General features: G+C 41.5%; 15 protein-coding genes. 5 read left to right on the top strand and 10 right to left on the bottom strand.

Features of this window, described 5'->3' with window-relative positions; all coding sequences use genetic code 11:
* Positions 1–76 precede the first annotated feature (76 nt).
* Together A1QC_RS12100 and A1QC_RS12095 are read left to right on the top strand one after the other, a co-directional pair.
* Positions 77–2872 (top strand): insulinase family protein, encoded by a 2796-nt coding sequence (locus tag A1QC_RS12100; RefSeq protein WP_017025801.1) that lies wholly within the window; start codon positions 77–79, stop codon positions 2870–2872.
* A gap of 136 nt (positions 2873–3008) precedes the next feature.
* Positions 3009–4778, top strand: a complete 1770-nt coding sequence (locus A1QC_RS12095; RefSeq protein WP_017025800.1) for a family 20 glycosylhydrolase — start codon at positions 3009–3011, stop codon at positions 4776–4778.
* A gap of 171 nt (positions 4779–4949) precedes the next feature.
* On the opposite strand, the gene fadJ is transcribed toward A1QC_RS12095, so the two are convergent.
* Positions 4950–7097: a fatty acid oxidation complex subunit alpha FadJ gene (fadJ, locus tag A1QC_RS12090; RefSeq protein WP_017025799.1), complete on the bottom strand. Its 2148-nt coding sequence runs from the start codon at positions 7095–7097 to the stop codon at positions 4950–4952.
* Positions 7098–7099: 2 nt separating this feature from the next.
* Positions 7100–8437, bottom strand: a complete 1338-nt coding sequence (gene fadI / locus A1QC_RS12085) for an acetyl-CoA C-acyltransferase FadI (protein ID WP_017025798.1) — start codon at positions 8435–8437, stop codon at positions 7100–7102.
* A gap of 489 nt (positions 8438–8926) precedes the next feature.
* Between fadI and A1QC_RS12080 the strand changes: the two genes are divergently transcribed.
* The 3 genes from A1QC_RS12080 (at position 8927) to A1QC_RS12070 (ending at position 11895) form a co-directional block, all read left to right on the top strand.
* A complete protein-coding gene (locus A1QC_RS12080; RefSeq protein ID WP_017025797.1) occupies positions 8927–9433 on the top strand; it encodes a sigma-70 family RNA polymerase sigma factor in 507 nt (168 codons plus the stop codon).
* Positions 9426–10145, top strand: a complete 720-nt coding sequence (locus A1QC_RS12075) for a DUF3379 family protein (protein WP_017025796.1) — start codon at positions 9426–9428, stop codon at positions 10143–10145. Before A1QC_RS12080 ends, A1QC_RS12075 begins: the two co-directional genes overlap by 8 nt.
* A gap of 388 nt (positions 10146–10533) precedes the next feature.
* On the top strand, positions 10534–11895 hold the full coding sequence (locus A1QC_RS12070) for an outer membrane protein transport protein (protein WP_017025795.1): 1362 nt from the start codon (positions 10534–10536) through the stop codon (positions 11893–11895).
* Positions 11896–11981: 86 nt separating this feature from the next.
* Here the strand turns inward: A1QC_RS12070 and A1QC_RS12065 are convergent, their stop codons facing one another.
* The 8 genes from A1QC_RS12065 to A1QC_RS12030 form a co-directional block, all read right to left on the bottom strand.
* Entirely contained in the window at positions 11982–12782 is an 801-nt protein-coding gene (locus A1QC_RS12065) for an MlaA family lipoprotein (protein WP_017025794.1), read from the bottom strand.
* A 157-nt stretch (positions 12783–12939) separates the two neighbouring features.
* Positions 12940–14175, bottom strand: a complete 1236-nt coding sequence (gene ccmI, locus A1QC_RS12060) for a c-type cytochrome biogenesis protein CcmI (protein ID WP_017025793.1) — start codon at positions 14173–14175, stop codon at positions 12940–12942.
* Entirely contained in the window at positions 14172–14675 is a 504-nt protein-coding gene (locus A1QC_RS12055; protein ID WP_017025792.1) for a cytochrome c-type biogenesis protein CcmH, read from the bottom strand. The genes ccmI and A1QC_RS12055 overlap by 4 nt, the downstream gene beginning before the upstream one ends.
* Positions 14672–15256 (bottom strand): DsbE family thiol:disulfide interchange protein, encoded by a 585-nt coding sequence (locus tag A1QC_RS12050; RefSeq protein ID WP_017025791.1) that lies wholly within the window; start codon positions 15254–15256, stop codon positions 14672–14674. Before A1QC_RS12050 ends, A1QC_RS12055 begins: the two co-directional genes overlap by 4 nt.
* Before the next feature lie 3 nt (positions 15257–15259).
* The gene (locus A1QC_RS12045) at positions 15260–17245 is read right to left on the bottom strand and encodes a heme lyase CcmF/NrfE family subunit (RefSeq protein ID WP_017025790.1); all 1986 of its coding nucleotides are present in this window, start codon (positions 17243–17245) and stop codon (positions 15260–15262) included.
* A complete protein-coding gene (gene ccmE, locus A1QC_RS12040) occupies positions 17245–17748 on the bottom strand; it encodes a cytochrome c maturation protein CcmE (RefSeq protein ID WP_017025789.1) in 504 nt (167 codons plus the stop codon). The genes A1QC_RS12045 and ccmE overlap by 1 nt, the downstream gene beginning before the upstream one ends.
* Complete coding sequence (gene ccmD, locus A1QC_RS12035) at positions 17745–17951, bottom strand: heme exporter protein CcmD (protein ID WP_017025788.1); 207 nt, start codon at positions 17949–17951, stop codon at positions 17745–17747. The genes ccmE and ccmD overlap by 4 nt, the downstream gene beginning before the upstream one ends.
* Positions 17951–18721: a heme ABC transporter permease gene (locus A1QC_RS12030; protein WP_017025787.1), complete on the bottom strand. Its 771-nt coding sequence runs from the start codon at positions 18719–18721 to the stop codon at positions 17951–17953. Before A1QC_RS12030 ends, ccmD begins: the two co-directional genes overlap by 1 nt.
* Positions 18722–18731: the final 10 nt, after the last annotated feature.

The raw sequence follows: 18731 nt of genomic DNA, 5'->3' as shown, positions 1-18731 counted from the left end.
TGAACGTGACCCACTTGCTGAGCTTTCTTGTCTCAAATTCAGCAAGGTCATTTCTCATCGAAAAAGGGAGTGTACCGTGCACATTAGTCCAAATGATAAAAAACAATATCGCTATATCACCCTACCAAACGGGTTGCGAGTATTACTGGTGCATGATGAGGATGCGCAAAAATCTGCTGCAGCATTAGCCGTAAAAGTTGGTCATTTTGATGATCCTTACCATCGAGAAGGTCTTGCTCACTATTTAGAACACATGCTGTTTTTAGGCACTGAAAAATACCCAGTCATTGGCGAGTTTCAGTCATTTATTAGCCAGCACGGTGGAAAGAATAATGCGTGGACGGGTACTGAACATACTTGTTTTTTCTTTGATATTATTTCAACGTCTTTTGCTGAGGCATTAGATCGCTTCAGCCAATTTTTTATCGCTCCTCTTTTCAATCAAGAAGCATTAGAAAAAGAACGCCAAGCGGTGGAATCTGAGTTTCGCTTGAAATTAAAAGATGACATGCGTCGTTTATACCAAGTACATAAAGAAGTCGTCAATCCCGAGCATCCTTTCGCTAAATTTTCTGTTGGTAATGATGAAACTTTAAGTGACCTTTTCGATGATAATGGCAATCCAACAACCTCTATTCGAGATGAAATCATTGAATTTTATCGCCAACATTACTCTGCCGACCTGATGACCGCGACACTCATTAGCCCTCATTCTTTAGATCAGTTAGAAGAAGCGGCAACCACTTACTTTTCTTCGATTGAAAATAATCATAAACAAGATAAAAGCATCAATATTCCGCTATTAAGAGAACAAGATTCCGCCTTATTTGTAAACGTTGAGCCAGAAAAAGATTCACGTAAGTTAATGCTCACATTTAACTTTCCGGGCATGGACCAGTTTTATCAAACCAAGCCTCTCTCTTATATCGCCCATCTATTAGGTGATGAAAGTGAAGGCAGTTTATTGCAACATTTAAAATCTGAAGAACTGATCACGTCATTAACTGCAGGAGGTGGGATCAGTGGCAGTAATTTCCGTGAGTTTTCGATCAGTTGCAGCCTTACAAAACTCGGCATCGAAAAAGTTAACTACATTGTCAGCTGCATTTTTGAATTTATTGAACTGATACGCCAGCAAGGGTTAGAAGAGTGGCGATACCAAGAAAAACAAGCCGTTTTAGAATCTGCATTCCGTTTTCAAGAAGCGTCTCGTGCCATTGATGTGGCTAGCCATTTAGTGATCAATCTGCAAAACTTTTCACCTGAAGATGTCATCTATGGTGATTATATGATGACGCACTATGATGAGGGCCACTTGCGCCAACTTCTGCATCACTTTACTCCGTACAACATGCGAATCATGTTAATCGCGAAAGGGCTTACTTACGACAAACAAGCCAAATGGTATAACACCCCATACAGTGTCACGCCAATTTGTGATGAAGACCTTCACGCTTGGAGCCACCCTCCGATTAGCGGTGAATTACATTTACCTGAACCTAATCCTTATATTTGCTACGAACTTGATCCTGCACCACTAGAGCGTGACAACACATTACCAGAACTGATTGAAGATAAACCCGGATTTCGTTTATGGCACTTACAAGAAACCGAGTTTCGAGTACCCAAAGGACTCGCTTTTATTGCGATTGATAGCCCTCATGCGGTTTCAACACCTCGCACCATTGTAAAAACCCGCTTATGTGTGGAAATGTTCTTGGACTCTTTGGCGAAAGAAACCTATCAAGCTGAGATTGCAGGAATGGGTTACAACGTATATGCCCACCAAGGCGGTGTCACGTTGATGTTATCTGGCTTTAGCCAAAAACAAGCTCAATTATTAGATGTGATTATTCACCGCTTTGCTTCACGCGAATTTAACCAAACACGTTTTGATTCCATTAAAAAACAAATGCTGCGTAATTGGCGAAATACGGCAAAAGATCGCCCTGTTTCTCAATTATTCAATGCCATGACAGGGATACTGCAACCGAACAATCCTCCATACCCTGTGTTAATTGAAGCTCTAGAATCCATTGAAGTGGATGAACTGCCTTCATTCGTTGATGCGATGTTAGCCGAATTGCATATTGAAATGTTTGTTTATGGTGATTGGAGCCGAAAAGCCGCAATTCACTTAGCTGACAGTTTAAAAACTGCGCTTCATATGCAAGATCAGCAATATGAAGAGTCGTTAAGGCCTTTAGTGATGCTTGGGGAAAGCGGTACATTTCAGCGTGAGGTTTGTTGTGACCAAGCCGATTCGGCATTAGTGGTGTATTACCAGTCCCCCACAGTTTCACCAGAAAATGTTGCGCTGTATACACTGTCCAACCACTTAATGTCGGCCGCTTTTTTCCATGAGATACGCACCAAGCAGCAATTAGGCTATATGGTAGGAACAGGCAATATGCCACTTAATCGCCACCCGGGTCTGGCTTTATATGTTCAATCCCCTAATGCTGCGCCAAGTGAGTTACTCACCTCTGTCGATGAATTCCTTAATGCTTTTTATCTAGTGTTATTAGAACTCACAGAAGAGCAATGGCAAAGCAGTAAACAAGGTTTACTCAATCAAATAATGACACCAGATAGCAACCTGCGAGCGCGCGGTCAGCGTTATTGGGTTGCTATTGGTAATAAAGATTTAGAATTTAATAACCGAGACATTGTGGTGGAAAAAATCATCAAACTGGATCGCACCGAAATGATTCGCTTTGTGGTCAGTACCTTAAAGCCACGTACCGCCAATCGTTTGATTATGCATTCAAAAGGCCTTGAGCACCAAGAGGCACCCGACCTTAATGCAGGGTTGGAAATTGGCTCAATTGATGAATTTCAACTTAGACCCAAGAACCTCGATTTAGGATAAAAAGCATTACTCGTCCCTTAAAGTTTAAGGGGCGAGTTAATCAGATAATAAAATCGAGCCACCTCCCAACTCTGCACTTTAGGCTTATCGGTAACATTGCTACAATCGATACCACAATCAAAACGTAGGGTTCATCATGGAAAGCATTACCAAACATCTATTCCCTTTACCTAAGCAGCTATTACTTGATGAGCCAGTAAATCTTTGCCACGTTGATATCTATCTAGAAAATATTCCTACGGTGCTCCAACACACTTGTGATCACCCTAAGGTTAAATACATACATAACCAAAACCTTGCCGAACAAGGCTTTCGCTTAACCATTCAAAAACACAAAATCACCATTGAATACCATAGTGATGTAAGCCTGTTGTATGCCCATTATGCGTTACGTCAGATCAAGCAACGTTATCAACACCAAATGCCATGTTTATTGATAGAAGATGAGCCTAGCTTTGATAAAAGAGGCGTATTACTTGATATAAGCCGAGATAAAATCCCCACGATTGAGCGTTTGTTTCAACTCATCGATATCTGGTCAGAATTAAGATATAACCAACTCCAACTTTATACCGAGCATACTTTCGCCTATCAAAAACATGAAACGGTATGGAAAGACTATTCCCCATATAACGCGAGTGACATTCAAAGAATTGATGCTTATTGCCAAATAAAAGGCATTGAACTCATTCCTAACCAAGCCACTTTCGGGCACATGGAAAAATGGCTATGTCATTCTGACTATCAGCATTTAGCAGAACAAACAGAAGGCTTTTATGATCAACGCGGTGACTTTCGCCCGCAATCTTTTGGGCTCAATCCGATTAATTCTGACTTGCCTGCTTTTATTGAAGACCTACTCAACGAATTACTGCCCAATTTTACCAGTAAAACGTTGAATATAAATTTCGATGAAACAATGGATTTAGGGGTAAACGGCAGTAAAAAAGCCTGTGAAGAAAAAGGCAAAGGGCAAGTCTATTTAGAGTATCTACAACAAGTGGTTGCTATTGCGAAACAACAAGGCATGACCTGCCAAATATTCAGTGACATGTTATTCCAATACCCAGAAATATTACCTTATTTACCTAAAAACTTAGAGTTATTGAATTGGGGCTATGAAGAGAATCATCCTTACGACCAAGAGCATCAACAACTCGCCCATTATGGTTATCCTTTCCAAGTAGTCGTTTCAACCAATTGCTTTGCTTCAGTGATAGGAAGACGTCAGGCTGCCGAAGTACACATGCGTCGCGCAGCTATTTCAGCGAAAAAATATGGCGCAACAGGTTACATGGTGTCGGAATGGGGAGACATGGGGCATGCACAGTCGTTTTATGCGCCACTTTCTGGTTATATTTTTGGTGCAGCAATGGCTTGGGGTGAACAAGAACATAAATTTGTTCATACTCACGAGGCTCTCGTTCGAATACTTCCGGATGAGCCTTCTTCACTGATCACTCAACTGCTTCAGTTGCAAAACCGATATTTACACTCAGGAGTCGAGACACCAAATTGTGCTTTTTATGGCCCATTTGTATTTGATCAACTATCGAAGCGTCATATTAAACGAGCTAAGATCAAAGAAGATGATTCGTTAAAATTTTCTATTTCACAATTAGCAGTCGATCTTAAACAACTGCAATTGCTACCTTCAACCCAATTGCAACAACACCTAATTTGGTCAGTGCAAGTCATGACTCTCGCCAGTTATATTGCTTTGTATTATCAACAGCAAAATACTCGTGATGTCAGTAGATTACCCCCAGAAAGCAAAACACATTTATTAAGTTTACTTACCCCTATTCAATCAGACTACTTTCGTTTATGGCAGCAAGATTATCGTATTGGTGGAAGCCAACAAAGTTACGAGCGGTTACGGGTTTTAGAGCAAGCGCTTTCATAAACCCCACCCACCTCAACTAACAATACATTGCAAATGTGTAGTCAGCCTTAAAATACAAGGGCCTTTATACAAGGGCCTGTAAAAGAAAAAACCCCATGATTGAACCTATCATTGAAAACAACAGGGGAGCAATAACGGGGCTTTAATTGTTTATAAATATCTTATCCGTTATTAAGGATAAAACTTATCACCCGTACCTGCTCGAGTCAGTAAACCATCACAAGGCGCAAATCGTGAGCCGTATTTCTCCGTATATTCATTCATAGTTTCAACCAATTTAGCCGCGCCAATTTGATCAATATAACGGAATGGTCCACCTAAGAATGGAGGGAAACCAATACCAAAGATAGCGCCAATGTCACCGTCTCGTGGGCTCGCAATAATACCATCATCTAACGCACGTACCGCTTCGTTGATCATCAATAAAACACAACGCATCGCAATCACTTCTTCACTCAAAATCGATTCTGGCGATACATTCAACAAACGATATACCGACTTGTCGACGTCTTTCTTTTTACCTTTATAAGTGTAAAAGCCTTTGCCACTTTTACGCCCTTTACGGTTGTCTTTTAATAACGTATCAAAAACATCTGGCGCTTTAAAACGCTCACCTAGCTCTTCCACTAGAATGGGGGTAATTTTCGCACCGATATCCACACCAACCTCATCTAGTAATGCGATTGGCCCAACAGGGAAACCGAAATTAAGTAGCGCTTCATCAATATGTTCAATCGGCTCACCAGAAAGCAACACTTTAGCCGCTTCATTCATGTAAGGAGCAAGAATGCGGTTGACATAAAAACCCGCTTTATCCTTAACCACAATTGCGGTTTTGCCTTGCTTACGAGCAAATTTAACCGTCGTGGCAATCACTTCATCCGAAGTACCTTCATGTGGGATAACTTCCACTAGCGGCATTTTATCGACAGGGCTAAAATAATGTAGACCGATCACATTCTCAGGATTTATTGCGCCTTTCGCTATTTTCGCAATCGGTAATGATGAGGTATTAGTGGCGAAAATAACCCCCTCTTTAGCATGAGTTTGAACATCACGAACCATAGTTTGCTTCAAGCTTAAGTCTTCAAATACCGCTTCAATAACCATGTCTTTTTGCGAGAAACCGGTAAAGTCCGTTCCACCAGAAATAGACTGCATTTGTTTTTGTAATTGAGCTTGGGTAATTGCGCGGCGTTGAGCCAATTTACTCAGCAATTTGTAGCTATAGTTCATAGCATGCAAAATACCGTCGTTTGAAACATCTTTAATGCGAACCGGAACATTTGCCTTAGTTGCAGAAACGTACCCAATTCCCGCCCCCATTAACCCACCACCTAGCACACCCACACTTATTATGTCTTTCGGTTTCGCGTCAGTGCCAAAATCTTTTTTCATTTCTGTGGTTGCAAAGAAAATAGAACGTAAAGCACGCGATTCAGGTGTCATCACCAACTTACCAAATTCTTGTGCTTCTTTTTCTAAACCTTGAGTCATTCCTTTTTCTAAGCCATGTTGGATCACATCCAAAATAGCTTTAATCGCAGGATAATTACCACGGCTTTTGTGGTTGGCTTTTTTAGAGGCTTGGTCAAAAATCACTTTGCGACCAAAACCTGTGTTTGCCATCAATTTTTCTTTTACATCAGGCTTATTTTTACGTTTCGATTTAGAGATAAACTCTTGCGCTGCTTGCAATAAAATGGTCTGTGGTACACAAGCATCAGCTAATCCTAACTTTAATGCTTTTTTAGCACGAACCTGCTTGCCAGTTAAAATCATATCTAAGCTATCAAGCAAACCAATTAAACGCGGTAGACGTTGCGTCCCACCAGAACCAGGTAATAAGCCAAGTTGAACTTCAGGTAAACCAAGACGAGTGGCATTATCATCACTGCATACACGGTAATCACACGCAAGCGCTAGCTCTAAACCACCACCAAGGCAAGGCCCATGAATGGCTGCAACAACGGTAAACGGCAGCGCAGACAGCTGATTAAACATCTCCTGCCCTTGCTTACCCAATGATTCAGCTTCTTGAGCGGATTGGCAAGCATCCAACATACGCACATCTGCGCCCGCTATAAAGTTATCAGGCTTCAAGGAATGAATGACCATACCCTTGATGTCAGATTTCTTTTGCTCAAGTTGCTTAAAGATGCCCTGCATTTGTTCAGCGAATGCCGCTTGTAGGGTGTTCATTTTTTCATTCGGCACATCCACTGCTAACCAAGCAATTTGATTGTCATCAATGGTAAGCGTAAAGGCATTATTCGTTGCTTGACCTTCTGCAGTCGAAGTTTGAGTCTCAACAGTCATAATTATTTCGCTCCTTGTGTATGTGCATCGTTTTTATCGACTTCTAAAATCACCGCTGCGCCTAAACCACCAGCAGCACAGGCGGTTGTTAGTGCCACCCCACCACCACGGCGTTTTAATTCACGTAAGGTTTGCGTCATTAAACGCGCGCCTGTCGCAGCAAACGGATGCCCATACGCCAAAGAACCACCCAGCACGTTGAATTTTTCCATATCAATAACGCCAATCGCCTTATCTCGGCCTAACTTTTCTTTAGCAAACTTTTCTGAGGCAAACATTTTCACGTTCGCTAACGTTTGAGCAGCAAACGCTTCATGCATTTCAATTAAATCGAGATCGTTAAGTTCAAGCCCTGCTCGATCAAGAGCAATCGGTGTGGCATAAGAAGGCCCCATCAACATATCTTCTTCAACTTGAATAGCAGAAAATGCGTATGAGCGAATATAACCAAGCACTTCAAGCCCTAGCTCTTTGGCTTTGCTTTCACTCATCATCAATACAGCAGCCGCACCATCGGTTAATGGCGTACTGGTTGCTGCGGTAACTGAGCCAAATTTGCGATCAAATGCTGGGCGTAATTTTGCGTATTGCTCAATTTGACTATCTTCGCGAATATTGTTGTCTTTACTTATCCATTGCTTAAACGGTTCAGGGAAAGCGGTCATCACTTCATCTTGTATTAATCCATCTTCCCAAGCTTGAGCAGCAAGGGTATGAGAACGGTGAGCTAGCGCATCTTGTTCTTCACGAGGAATGTCATGGCTTTTTGCCATCTGTTCTGCTGTTTGTCCCATTGATAAACCGGTAGAGTACTCAGCAACCGCAGGAGGCACCGGCATTAAATCTTTAAAGGACAGCTTACGTAATACGGATAACTTTTGCGGTAAGGTTTTGGCCTTGCTTAGTTCAAGTAAGCCCTGAGCTAATGGCTTAGAAACACCAATAGGCAGAACAGAAGAAGAATCCGCCCCACCCGCAATACCAATTTCAATCGTGCCAGCCATAATACTTTCTGCCACATTGACAGCCGATTGAAAACTGGTCGCACAAGCTCGTGTGACACTGTAAGCATCCGTTGATACATCCATTCCAGTACCAAGCACAATTTCACGGGCAATATTGGGAGCAGCAGGCATTTGCACTACTTGCCCAAAAACCACTTGGTCAATCAATTTTGGATCAATGCGCGTTCTTGCCAACAATTCGCTGACCACCATCTTGCCTAAATCTACCGCGGGTACTTCTTTGAAGGCAGTACCTTGGCGAGCAAACGGTGTTCTTAGACCGGACACAATAGCAATACGCTCGCCATTGCGGGTTTTCACTTCCTGCTGACTCATATTCTTTCCTTATTTATTAGAAACGACAATCGACAACCAAAGAGGTCTGACCTGTTATTCTATACAAAGCACATTGAACTTAAAACCGAACAACGAGTCATTATCTGAATGATATTAAAAAATTGTGACATCTATACCGGACGCATGACAAAGTTTATGGCTACAGATTAAGATGCACAGCCAATTTTCAGGGTATTGACTGAGTAAAAGTCGTTAAAACCCTACAAAAATAACATTAATTACTTCTTTATTTGTGTTACAAAAACAGCACTCGATAAAAGGTGCATTCTTACATACTAACCATTTATCACTTAATTATAGAGTTATTGAATTATAATCAAGCTATTAGCGTAATTTTAATTCATTTTGATATTTGTAATGTGAAGCTTAAGTAAAGAAAAAAAGCACATATATTCACAGTGAGGGAACAAAAGTGGCTATTTCTCAACTTTTCGGAAAGAAAAAACGCCTAACTCGGTCAATAAGGATATGGATAAACAAAAACGTTACGAATCCCTTGTTAGGGCTTATCATCGAGATTTATATCGCTACGCCTATTGGCTGTGCAAAGACAAACACATTGCAGAAGATTTAGTGCAAGAGACTTGCCTGCGCGCTTGGAAATCACTTGATGCATTACAGGATGAAAAAGCGGCTAAAGCTTGGTTAATTACTATTTTACGACGTGAAAATGCTCGCCGATTTGAACGTAAGCAATTTGACTTGGTAGACATAGATGAACCCGGTAACAGTGGGAAAACAGATGATGATGCTCATCACCAGCAGAAGTGGCTCCAAAAACAAATTATGAAATTAGAAATAGAATATAGAGACCCTCTAATTTTACAGGTCATTGGAGGCTTTAATGGTGATGAAATTAGCCAAATTTTAGACCTCAACAAAAATACCGTCATGACGCGTTTATTTCGTGCTCGTAATCAACTTAAAGAATTAATGGATTCATCCACATCAGTTCAGGGGGTGACACATGGATGATTTAGAATTTAGACGACGCTTGCTCTCCGATCCAACAGATCGCAGCGATGAAATCATAGAACAAATTCAATCAAGCTCAGTTGACAGAAAGTATGCCGACAGCTTAACTGAGCTTAATCATAAGATTGAGCAAGCCATGATGGTTGATGTTCCTGATGATTTAGCAGATAAAATCATCTTCGCCACATCAGAAAGTAAACCCCGTATAAATATGACGAAACAGGCTTTTGCCTTGGCGGCTTCCATTATTTTTACTATTGGTTTGGCTATTGGGCAAATTAACTGGGGTGCTTTAGTTGTTAGCCCTGCCCATGCTAGTTTAGACAATATGGCAATCCATCATATACAAGAAGAAGATCCCTTTATTCAAGGAGTCAATGAAGCAAATAATGAGCAGGAAGTGCAAGCGAAATTAGGATCATATTCGTATAAAATGGCCTCTAGTTTCCCTTATCACATTTATTATTTGAATCATTGTGGCTTTAGCGCAGAACATCATGCATTGCATATGGTGTTCCAAGGTAAAAAAGGCCGTGTGACTGCCTTTATTTCTAATATTGCCGCCCCCAAGGCTAGCAACTTTACCAAAGATAATATGAAAGGTGTCATCACCCCCTTACCAAAAGGCAGCTTAATTGTCGTTGGTGATATGGATGAAGATGTCACCGAAATTTCACAACAATTAGCGCCAATGCTTACGCTAAAAAGCTAGATTTATTCAATTGATACACTATATACCTAAATCATCTAGGTATATTTCTTAATAAATAAGGGGCTTTTGTTATAAAAGCTCCATATTTACTCCAAAAGCACCCCCTCAAAACAAAAATCAATTACTTAGAACGTTTATCATTCACCAGATAAATATCAACTATACTATTCATTCAAGCAAACCACCAACAGCAACATATAAACCCAGCACAACATACAACCAAAAAACATTTTAACTACAATTTCATTGATTTTAATGAATTTTAGCGACCAAGTTTAAGATGGTCGGATATGTTGTTTGTTTTTTTAACACCATAATGCGCCTCCTTTAAGAACGACCCCCATTTTCAAACTCAACACTGAAAATAATAACAAGTAGGTATGACTAAATGAAAAAGTTGCATGTGTTAACCACATCTACTATTACTGGCGCATTACTTCTTGCCTCTCAATCTGTCTTTGCGGCTGGCTTTCAGATCAGCGCTCAATCTGCAACAGGTGCCGGCAGAGCGTATGCGGGTGACGGAATCATTGGGGATAATGCTTCTGTTATGGCGATCAACCCTGCAGCCATGGCACTGTTTGATAAAACCTCTTTTACCATGGGCGCAACTGCGATTAAGCCTAAGATTTCCGTAAAAGATGGTACATACACCAGTAATGTCTCCCCAAATTCTTCTGGATCTGTAGGTTATGATGATGCTGGCAGTTTGGCTGTTGCACCCAACATGTTTTTGGTCATTCCACTGAACGAAAAATTTGCTGTAGGTGCCGGTTTGTACTCTAACTTTGGTACAGCTTCGAGCTTTGATTCTTCTTTCCCTGGCGAATATGGCGGTGAATCCAGCATCATGAGTGGTGAATTAGCTTTAGCCGCTTCATATCGCTTAAATGAGCAATGGAGCTTTGGTGCGGGTTTGGATCTAATTTATGGTATTGGTCAATTTGCTCGTAACCTTCAAATTCAAGGTAACCCAACCGTTTCAATTACACCGAATGTAAATGGCAATAAATTTCAGCAGGCTTGCTCTGCATATAATATCAAGACGAATTCCAAAAACCCAAGCAAATGGAATAATTGTGACCATACATTCTCAGCAGATCGAGATGCCAATATGGCTGACGTCGATGCATCCGGTTTTGGTGTAGGCTGGAACGTGGGCACCACTTACGAGCTAGATGAAAATAACCGTTGGGGCATTTCATACCATGCTAGCCCCAAAATCACCGCGACTGGTGATATGGATGGTACTTTAAAAGCCACTGGTGCCGACGAACTTTACGTACCGCTACCTGACTTTGCACAATTCTCTGGTTATAACCGCATTAAGGGCACTAAGTTTGCTTTAAGCTATACCATAGGTTGGACTGACTGGAGTAAGTTCGATAAGTTAACCACCAATGGTACCCCAAGCACGTTAGAAAACTTTGAGTGGAAAGACACTTGGAACTTTGCAATTGGCGGCACCTACTACTTAACCGACAAATGGACACTGCGTACCGGTTACATGTTCGACCAAGGCGCACAAGATGAAGTGACTACCATTGCGGTGCCGGATTCAAACCGTAACTGGTTATCGGCGGGCTTCTCTTACGCACCAAGCAAGGATTCAAGTATTGACTTCGGCTTTACTTACTTGCTAGGGAAAGATGTGGATGCAACTCAATCTTATGATCATATATCAAGCATTGAAGCAACCACTCATACAGATGCCATCATTACGGGTGTTCAATACAGTAAGACCTTCTAGGTATATTCTATACTCAAAAATTAAGCCTTGGTTCATTAAATGAACCAAGGCTTTTTTGTTATCGACAGAACTTACATTCGAGTAACTTAGTAATCGTGACCTAAGTACTCTTCTAACAACTGTTCATCGAGCGCCTCTTTTGGCTCTTCTTTTATCTCAGCTTTGAAGTCCTGATGCTGTAAATAAATACTTTTACTCAACTGATAAGAATCCGGCGAATCTTTAAGCAATCCTTCCTGTCCAATCAACTCATAGCGAGATTCAAGCCCTTGGAATGTCCACTTGGTAGCTTTTTGCCAAAAGGTGAGCCAATTTAACGGAATATAAAGAGAATCGACCGTATCAGTAACATCTCTTGGTGTTAAAGGACCGTACCCTGGTAGCATCATATACATGCCATTTCCTACCCCATAATGACCTAACACGTCCCCAAACTCACGAGTCGTTCGAGGGATATCCACCATGGAAGCAACATCGATAAGCCCTAATAAACCAATAGTGGTATTAATCCAAAAACGGTTAAAGTTATTCATTGCTAACTTTCCATTTCCCATCAATAGATTATTTATCGCACTCGCAGGTTCATCTAAGTTATCTAAGAAATTATTGAAACCGGCTCGGATAGGTGAAGGAGTCCACTCCATATAAACGATAGACATAGGACGAACAAAATAAGGATCAAGATAATCATAATTGACACTCCACATCACACGGTTAAAACCTTCAAGTGGATCGCCAGACTCATCTTTAGGTTCAAACGTTGATGGATGGGGGTTTGTAACGTTCGTTTGTTCGACTTCGGATGTCTTTTCTTCAGGTACAGAGCTGCAGCCCGACAATAACAGTGACGTCAGAAGTAATAGCGGAGAAAGGCTGGTAGAGTTCATGTCACTCAAATGACAACATCCTGTATAATGGCTAACTAATAATTAGCTCTGCGTTCCTAGTCACATAAAAAGAAAAGGCAATTTTAATCATTGCCCTTTCTCTTCATGAGTAAATATACATACAGATATTAAGTGTATGGCATATTCAACCTAAATATCAATATTTCTTATCGATAGATACAACTGCATCATCACCCAGATGTATTGGTAAGCTTTCACCATGCCAGTCATTATCACGAGTCGAAACATTACCATCAGTATCAATACGAGCACGGACCATGATATCGGATAAGCTAGACAGCTTACGGCTTTCAATCATGCTATTACTATCATCCAGTACTACGGTTACCGGGAATTTAGTTAATGGATAACGTGCTGCGGCAACAGGCATTGGTGATCCATCTGCACTGTGAATTGAAACAATTAACACGCCCGATTTTGGTACTTCTACCTCTGGAGAGAGTGAAATTGTCACTTTAACAGGTGTGCCTTGATGCTGCTGTGATTGCGGATTAGCTTGTAGATCTAGTTCACGTTGTGCCGTGTTAATACTGCGTTCTAACATTGCATAACGCGAGTCATCTTCACCAATTTGCGCTTGTAACCCTTTCCAGTATTTAATCGCTTCAACATAGTTACCATCGTTGTAAGCTTTAAACGCCAATAAAGAGTAAACACGTAAATCAACTTGTGGCTGTTGCATCAAGTAATCAAGCATATTTTTTGCTTTATCCAAATCGGCTTGGTCACCTGAAAAAAGTAACGCTTGTGATAAGCTCAGCATAATATCTGGATTATTCGGCGTTAAGTTATCGGCTTTTGTTAATGCTCCGATTGCCGTTTCCACATCACGATTAGCTAATCCGATACGGCCAAGTAAAACCCAACCCGTAGCATCATCAGGCGTTAACTGTAAGCGCGTACGCAAGCCCAAAGTTAAGTCGTTCATTTCTTGATCGGTTAATTGAACGCCTTCAGGGTTCATCAATTTTTTTGACAGTTCAGGTAAGTTACTTTCTACTTTTGCCCAATCAGCAACTTTTGTCTGCGCCCCATACATGGCATACATTCCATAAGACATCGCTGCCATGAAAATAACAATGGGAATCGCCATCCACTTTACTTTTTCAGCGCCAGCCTTAACCTGAGTTTTCGACGTTGGAATATCATCTAACAATAACTGTTTAAGATCCGTCACCAAATCTTCTTTGTTATTCACGATACCCGCTTGATCTTCAGAATCGAGTTCTTCAAGGCGGTCTTTAAAAAATGCTTTATTTAAATCATCACGCTGTGTCGCTTCATCAATCTCTTTCGGATTAAACAAAGGATAAATAATCAATATGCAAGACACTGCCAGCAGTAGTACCGTGCCAATCCAAAATGCCATCATGAGTCAGTACCCTTTTTTTCATTAGAATCTGAAGAAGTTTCTTCCAATAGTTGCTTGAGACGCTGTTCTTGAGTTTCATCCAATGCTTCGCTATGAGCAGTTTTGCTTGAGGCTCTGCGACGGCTGCGTATTACGATGAACCCAAAACCAAACAACACGATAGAAATAGGTGCAACCCACAACACTGCCGTAGACGGTGTCATTGGTGGGTTATAAGTTACGAAGTTTCCGTAACGAGCAACCATATAATCTACAATCTCTTGCTTTGATTTTCCGGCTTTTGTCATTTGGTAGACTTTCAAACGTAAGTCTTTAGCAAGCTCTGCATTAGAGTCTGAAATAGAGTTATTCTGACACTTTGGGCAACGCAATGTATGACTTAATTCTTGAAATTGAGCCTCTTGCTGTGGCGAATCAAAGTCAAACACTTCGATAGCCGCCATCACAGGAAAAGCCATTACCATTAAAAAAGTTAACAGAATTGAAGAAGGCTTAATCATTGAACACGCTCCATTGGAACAGGGTTCAATGGCGCTTTCTGTCCGGCAAGCTTATTGTACAAAGGCAATAATGTTTCATTCCAATTATCGACATTCACATCACCAACATGACGATATTGAATCTTCCCTTCTGCATCAATCAAGAAAGTTTCAGGTGCGCCATACACGCCTAAATCCAAACCGAACATACCACTGCCATCAAAGAGCACAATTTGGTATGGGTCTCCTAATTCACGTAGCCACTTTTTAGCCTTCTCACGATCATCTTTGTAGTTCAAGCCAATAATGTTAACCCCTTGGCTTGATAACTTATTCAAAAATTGATGCTCAGCGTAACAGGTTGGACACCACGTCGCCCATACATTCAATAGCAAAGGCTTACCTTTAAATAAGCTTTGATCATAAGTTTTATTTTCTTCAAATAGATCTTGCAGTTGGAAATCAGGCACCGGCTTGCCCACCAATACCGACTCCAATTTCGTAGGATCATCACCGTCTGCATTTCTCGTTAATTGAGTTGCAAATACCGCGACTAAAACAGCAAATAAAGCTAAAGGCGCAAATAAAATATTACGGTTCATTGATTACGCCTCCTGCTCATTCAGCGTTGAGTTCTTAGAATCGCCATCTGACTTTTTACGGAAGCGATAACGTTTATCACTGATAGCCAAAATACCGCCAATCGCCATCAAAATTGCGCCAAACCAAATCCATCGAATGAATGGTTTATAATAAATACGTACTGCCCAAGCGTTTGTCCCTTCCAACTGCTCACCCATCGCAACGTACAAATCGCGAGTGAAACCACGATCAATCGCCGCTTCGGTCATCATCGAGCGAGCCGTATGGTAGAAACGTTTTTCAGCATGCAGTTCATTAATAAACTTGCCATCTTCTGTAATGTTAAAATCAGCAATAAAACCATCATAGTTCGGGCCATCATGATCACGAACACCAACAAAATCAAATTGATAACCTTCAATTTCAAACGTTTGCCCAGGTTCTAAGCGCACATCTCGCTCAATGCTGTAATTTTGCACCATCGCAATACCGATAATGGTAACAGCCAAACCAAGATGACCTAACATCATCGCCCAATGACTGCGTTGCAATTTAGTTAAACCTTTAAAGAAGGTATGACGGTGAGTAGCACGTTGATGCAATTCAAAACCATGCATCGCAAAGATCCAAATCGCCATAAACCAACCTAAGGTGGCAAGTGGCATAAACCCTTTTGATGACATCAAGGTAATAATCAAAGAGCCAATAACAGAAATCAGTAGCGAGACGATCATCGGAATTTTCACTTCCGCTAAGTTATCGCGCTTCCAACGAATCATTGGGCCCACACCTAAAATTAAGGTGAATGGGACGATTAACCAAGTAAACAAGGTATTAAAGAATGGTGCACCAATAGATACCGAGCCCATTCCTATTTGTTTATGAACAAGAGGTAAAAGTGTACCAATCAGCACCACAACTAATGCGGCCACCAATAGTATATTATTCGACAATAAAGCGTTCTCACGAGAGAACAATGCGTAGTTACCGCGTACACGCACCTTCGAACCTTTCAGAGCAAACAGCAATAATGAACCACCGATAACTATCGCTAAGAACACCAAAATGAACATGCCACGAGCAGGATCGGAAGCGAATGAGTGAACCGACACCAAAATACCCGAGCGAACTAAGAATGTACCAAGTAAGCTCAATGAGAAGGCGCTGATCGCTAATAATACCGTCCACGCTTTAAACGTACCGCGTTTTTCTGTTACCGTAAGGGAGTGCATTAATGCCGTACCCGCAAGCCATGGCATGAAAGAAGCGTTTTCTACTGGATCCCAGAACCACCAACCGCCCCAGCCAAGTTCATAATATGCCCACCAAGAGCCTAGTGCGATACCTACGGTTAAGAATACCCAAGCTGCGGTTGTCCAAGGACGAGACCAACGAGCCCATGCCGTATCTAAACGGCCTGTCATAAGAGAGGCAATGGCAAAAGAGAACGCAACCGAGAAGCCAACATAACCCATGTACAACATTGGTGGGTGAATAATCAAACCCGGATCTTGAAGCAATGGGTTTAAATCTCGGCCATCAATGGGGAAATAAGGCAGTGTTCGCAAAAATGGATTCGACGTTAGGATAATAAAGAGTAAGAATCCAACTGAAATCATGCCCATTACGGCAAGCACTCGAGAGACTGACTCTTGAGGCATTCCACGGCTAAAGGTTGCCACTGCAATCGTCCAGATTGCTTGGATAAGCACCCAAAGTAATAATGAACCTTCGTGTGCACCCCAAACAGCCGTTAGACGGTAATACCAAGGAAGCTGGCTATTGGAGTTACTCGCGACATATTGCAATGTAAAATCGTTGGTATAAAAAGCCCACAATAGCGTGATAAACGAAAAAGCTAACATGAGGAACATTCCCCAAGAAAGCGGCCTCGCCATACCCATCAGGGTGCGATTATTGGTGCTAGCCCCATACATAGGTAACACACTTAATAGAACCGAAAACCCTAATGCTAGAATTAAGGCAAAATGTCCAAGTTCAGCACTCATTACTCGTATCCTTGCTTAGTCTCAGCGTTCATTTTTGAATCAGACTCTAAGTTAGAATCCGGGTTATGGTTCTTTTTCATTGCCTCAGCAATTTCTGGTGGCATGTATTTTTCATCATGCTTAGCAAGTACTTCAAAAGCTTCAACCGTGGTAGCATTCACTAAAGTACCTTGCGCCACAATGCCCTGCCCTTCACGGAACAGATCCGGCAAGATACCGTTATAAGTAACCGTAACGGTTGGACCCACATCTTTTAGATCAAAGCTCACTTCAAGTGAATTAGGATCACGCTTCACAGACCCTTCAACTACCATTCCACCAATACGCAAGCGCTCACCCACATGAGGTTTCGTTCCGTCTGGTTTACCGTTAACCAATTCAGTTGGCGTATAAAATAAATTCATATTTTGGCTTAATGCATACATGGTTAAGCCAACTGTCCCAGCAACACCAATCAGAATGGCTAAAATAATTGCAAGTCGCTTTTTACGTCTAGGAGTCATAGTGTGTTTTCCATTTTTTTCGCCGCTTGACGACGAGCTTCACGGTCAATTTTTTGTTGGATATCTTTTAAGAGCGCTTTACCTTGTGAAACACTCTTCCAAAACAGAGCGAACATACAGAAGAAAGTAATACCAAATGCACTCCATACATAAGCGGCATAACCACCCATTGCAATAAAGTCACTGAAAGAATCAAAATACATTATTTCACTCCATGTCTGTGGCTTGCATCTGCAGCATTATTTTTGACAAGATCCAGCACCCAAGGCCGATGACTTTCACGACTTAAAATCTCCGTACGCAAACGGATCATAGTGACGGCAGCAAAGAAAAAAGCAAAACCAAAGATATTACAGAGCAAAGGCCATAACATCTCGGGTGCGATAGAAGGTTTACCAATTTTAGTAATCGTTGCGCCTTGATGAAGCGTGTTCCACCATTCAACCGAATAATGAATAATCGGGATATTTACGACACCCACAATGGCTAAAATTCCTGCTGCTTTCGCCGCAGTTTTTTGATCATCAAAAGCATGATAAAGCGCAATCACACCTAAATATAAAAATAGAAGAATAAGCTCAGAGGTTAAGCGTGCATCCCACACCCACCATGCCCCCCACATAGGCTTACCCCACACTGCGCCTGTAATCAACGCAATAAAAGTAAAAATCGCACCAATTGGTGCCATCGCAGCAGCGGCCATATTGGATAATTTCAATTGCCAAACTAATCCAATAAATGCCGCAATCGCCATCGAGGTGTAAATACCCATCGACCAAATAGCAGCAGGAACATGAATATAAATAATACGAAAGCTTTCGCCTTGTTGGTAATCGGCAGGCGCAAAAGCCAACCCCCAAATGGTACCAACAATCAATAAGCCCACAGCCAAAACTGAAAACCAAGGTAATAATGAACCGCACAGCTGATAAGTTCTTTCAGCTTTTGCGTATGGGTGTAACCATTTCCACATGTTGCTTCTC

It is taken from the genome of Vibrio rumoiensis 1S-45 (assembly GCF_000286955.2).
GTDB classification, from domain to species: Bacteria; Pseudomonadota; Gammaproteobacteria; order Enterobacterales; family Vibrionaceae; genus Vibrio; species Vibrio rumoiensis_A.
Note: the sequence above shows the minus strand (reverse complement) of the source record. Positions and strands in the feature narration are given on the sequence as shown.

What these genes read in the sequence shown, in the direction of transcription:
- A1QC_RS12095 (WP_017025800.1), top strand. Translation starts at nt 3,009, where the DNA reads ATGGAAAGCATTACCAAACATCTATTCCCTTTACCTAAGCAGCTATTA.
- fadJ (WP_017025799.1), bottom strand. Translation starts at nt 7,097, where the DNA reads ATGACTGTTGAGACTCAAACTTCGACTGCAGAAGGTCAAGCAACGAAT.
- fadI (WP_017025798.1), bottom strand. Translation starts at nt 8,437, where the DNA reads ATGAGTCAGCAGGAAGTGAAAACCCGCAATGGCGAGCGTATTGCTATT.
- A1QC_RS12080 (WP_017025797.1), top strand. Translation starts at nt 8,927, where the DNA reads ATGGATAAACAAAAACGTTACGAATCCCTTGTTAGGGCTTATCATCGA.
- A1QC_RS12075 (WP_017025796.1), top strand. Translation starts at nt 9,426, where the DNA reads ATGGATGATTTAGAATTTAGACGACGCTTGCTCTCCGATCCAACAGAT.
- A1QC_RS12070 (WP_017025795.1), top strand. Translation starts at nt 10,534, where the DNA reads ATGAAAAAGTTGCATGTGTTAACCACATCTACTATTACTGGCGCATTA.
- A1QC_RS12065 (WP_017025794.1), bottom strand. Translation starts at nt 12,782, where the DNA reads ATGAACTCTACCAGCCTTTCTCCGCTATTACTTCTGACGTCACTGTTA.
- ccmI (WP_017025793.1), bottom strand. Translation starts at nt 14,175, where the DNA reads ATGATGGCATTTTGGATTGGCACGGTACTACTGCTGGCAGTGTCTTGC.
- A1QC_RS12055 (WP_017025792.1), bottom strand. Translation starts at nt 14,675, where the DNA reads ATGATTAAGCCTTCTTCAATTCTGTTAACTTTTTTAATGGTAATGGCT.
- A1QC_RS12050 (WP_017025791.1), bottom strand. Translation starts at nt 15,256, where the DNA reads ATGAACCGTAATATTTTATTTGCGCCTTTAGCTTTATTTGCTGTTTTA.
- A1QC_RS12045 (WP_017025790.1), bottom strand. Translation starts at nt 17,245, where the DNA reads ATGAGTGCTGAACTTGGACATTTTGCCTTAATTCTAGCATTAGGGTTT.
- ccmE (WP_017025789.1), bottom strand. Translation starts at nt 17,748, where the DNA reads ATGACTCCTAGACGTAAAAAGCGACTTGCAATTATTTTAGCCATTCTG.
- ccmD (WP_017025788.1), bottom strand. Translation starts at nt 17,951, where the DNA reads ATGTATTTTGATTCTTTCAGTGACTTTATTGCAATGGGTGGTTATGCC.
- A1QC_RS12030 (WP_017025787.1), bottom strand. Translation starts at nt 18,721, where the DNA reads ATGTGGAAATGGTTACACCCATACGCAAAAGCTGAAAGAACTTATCAG.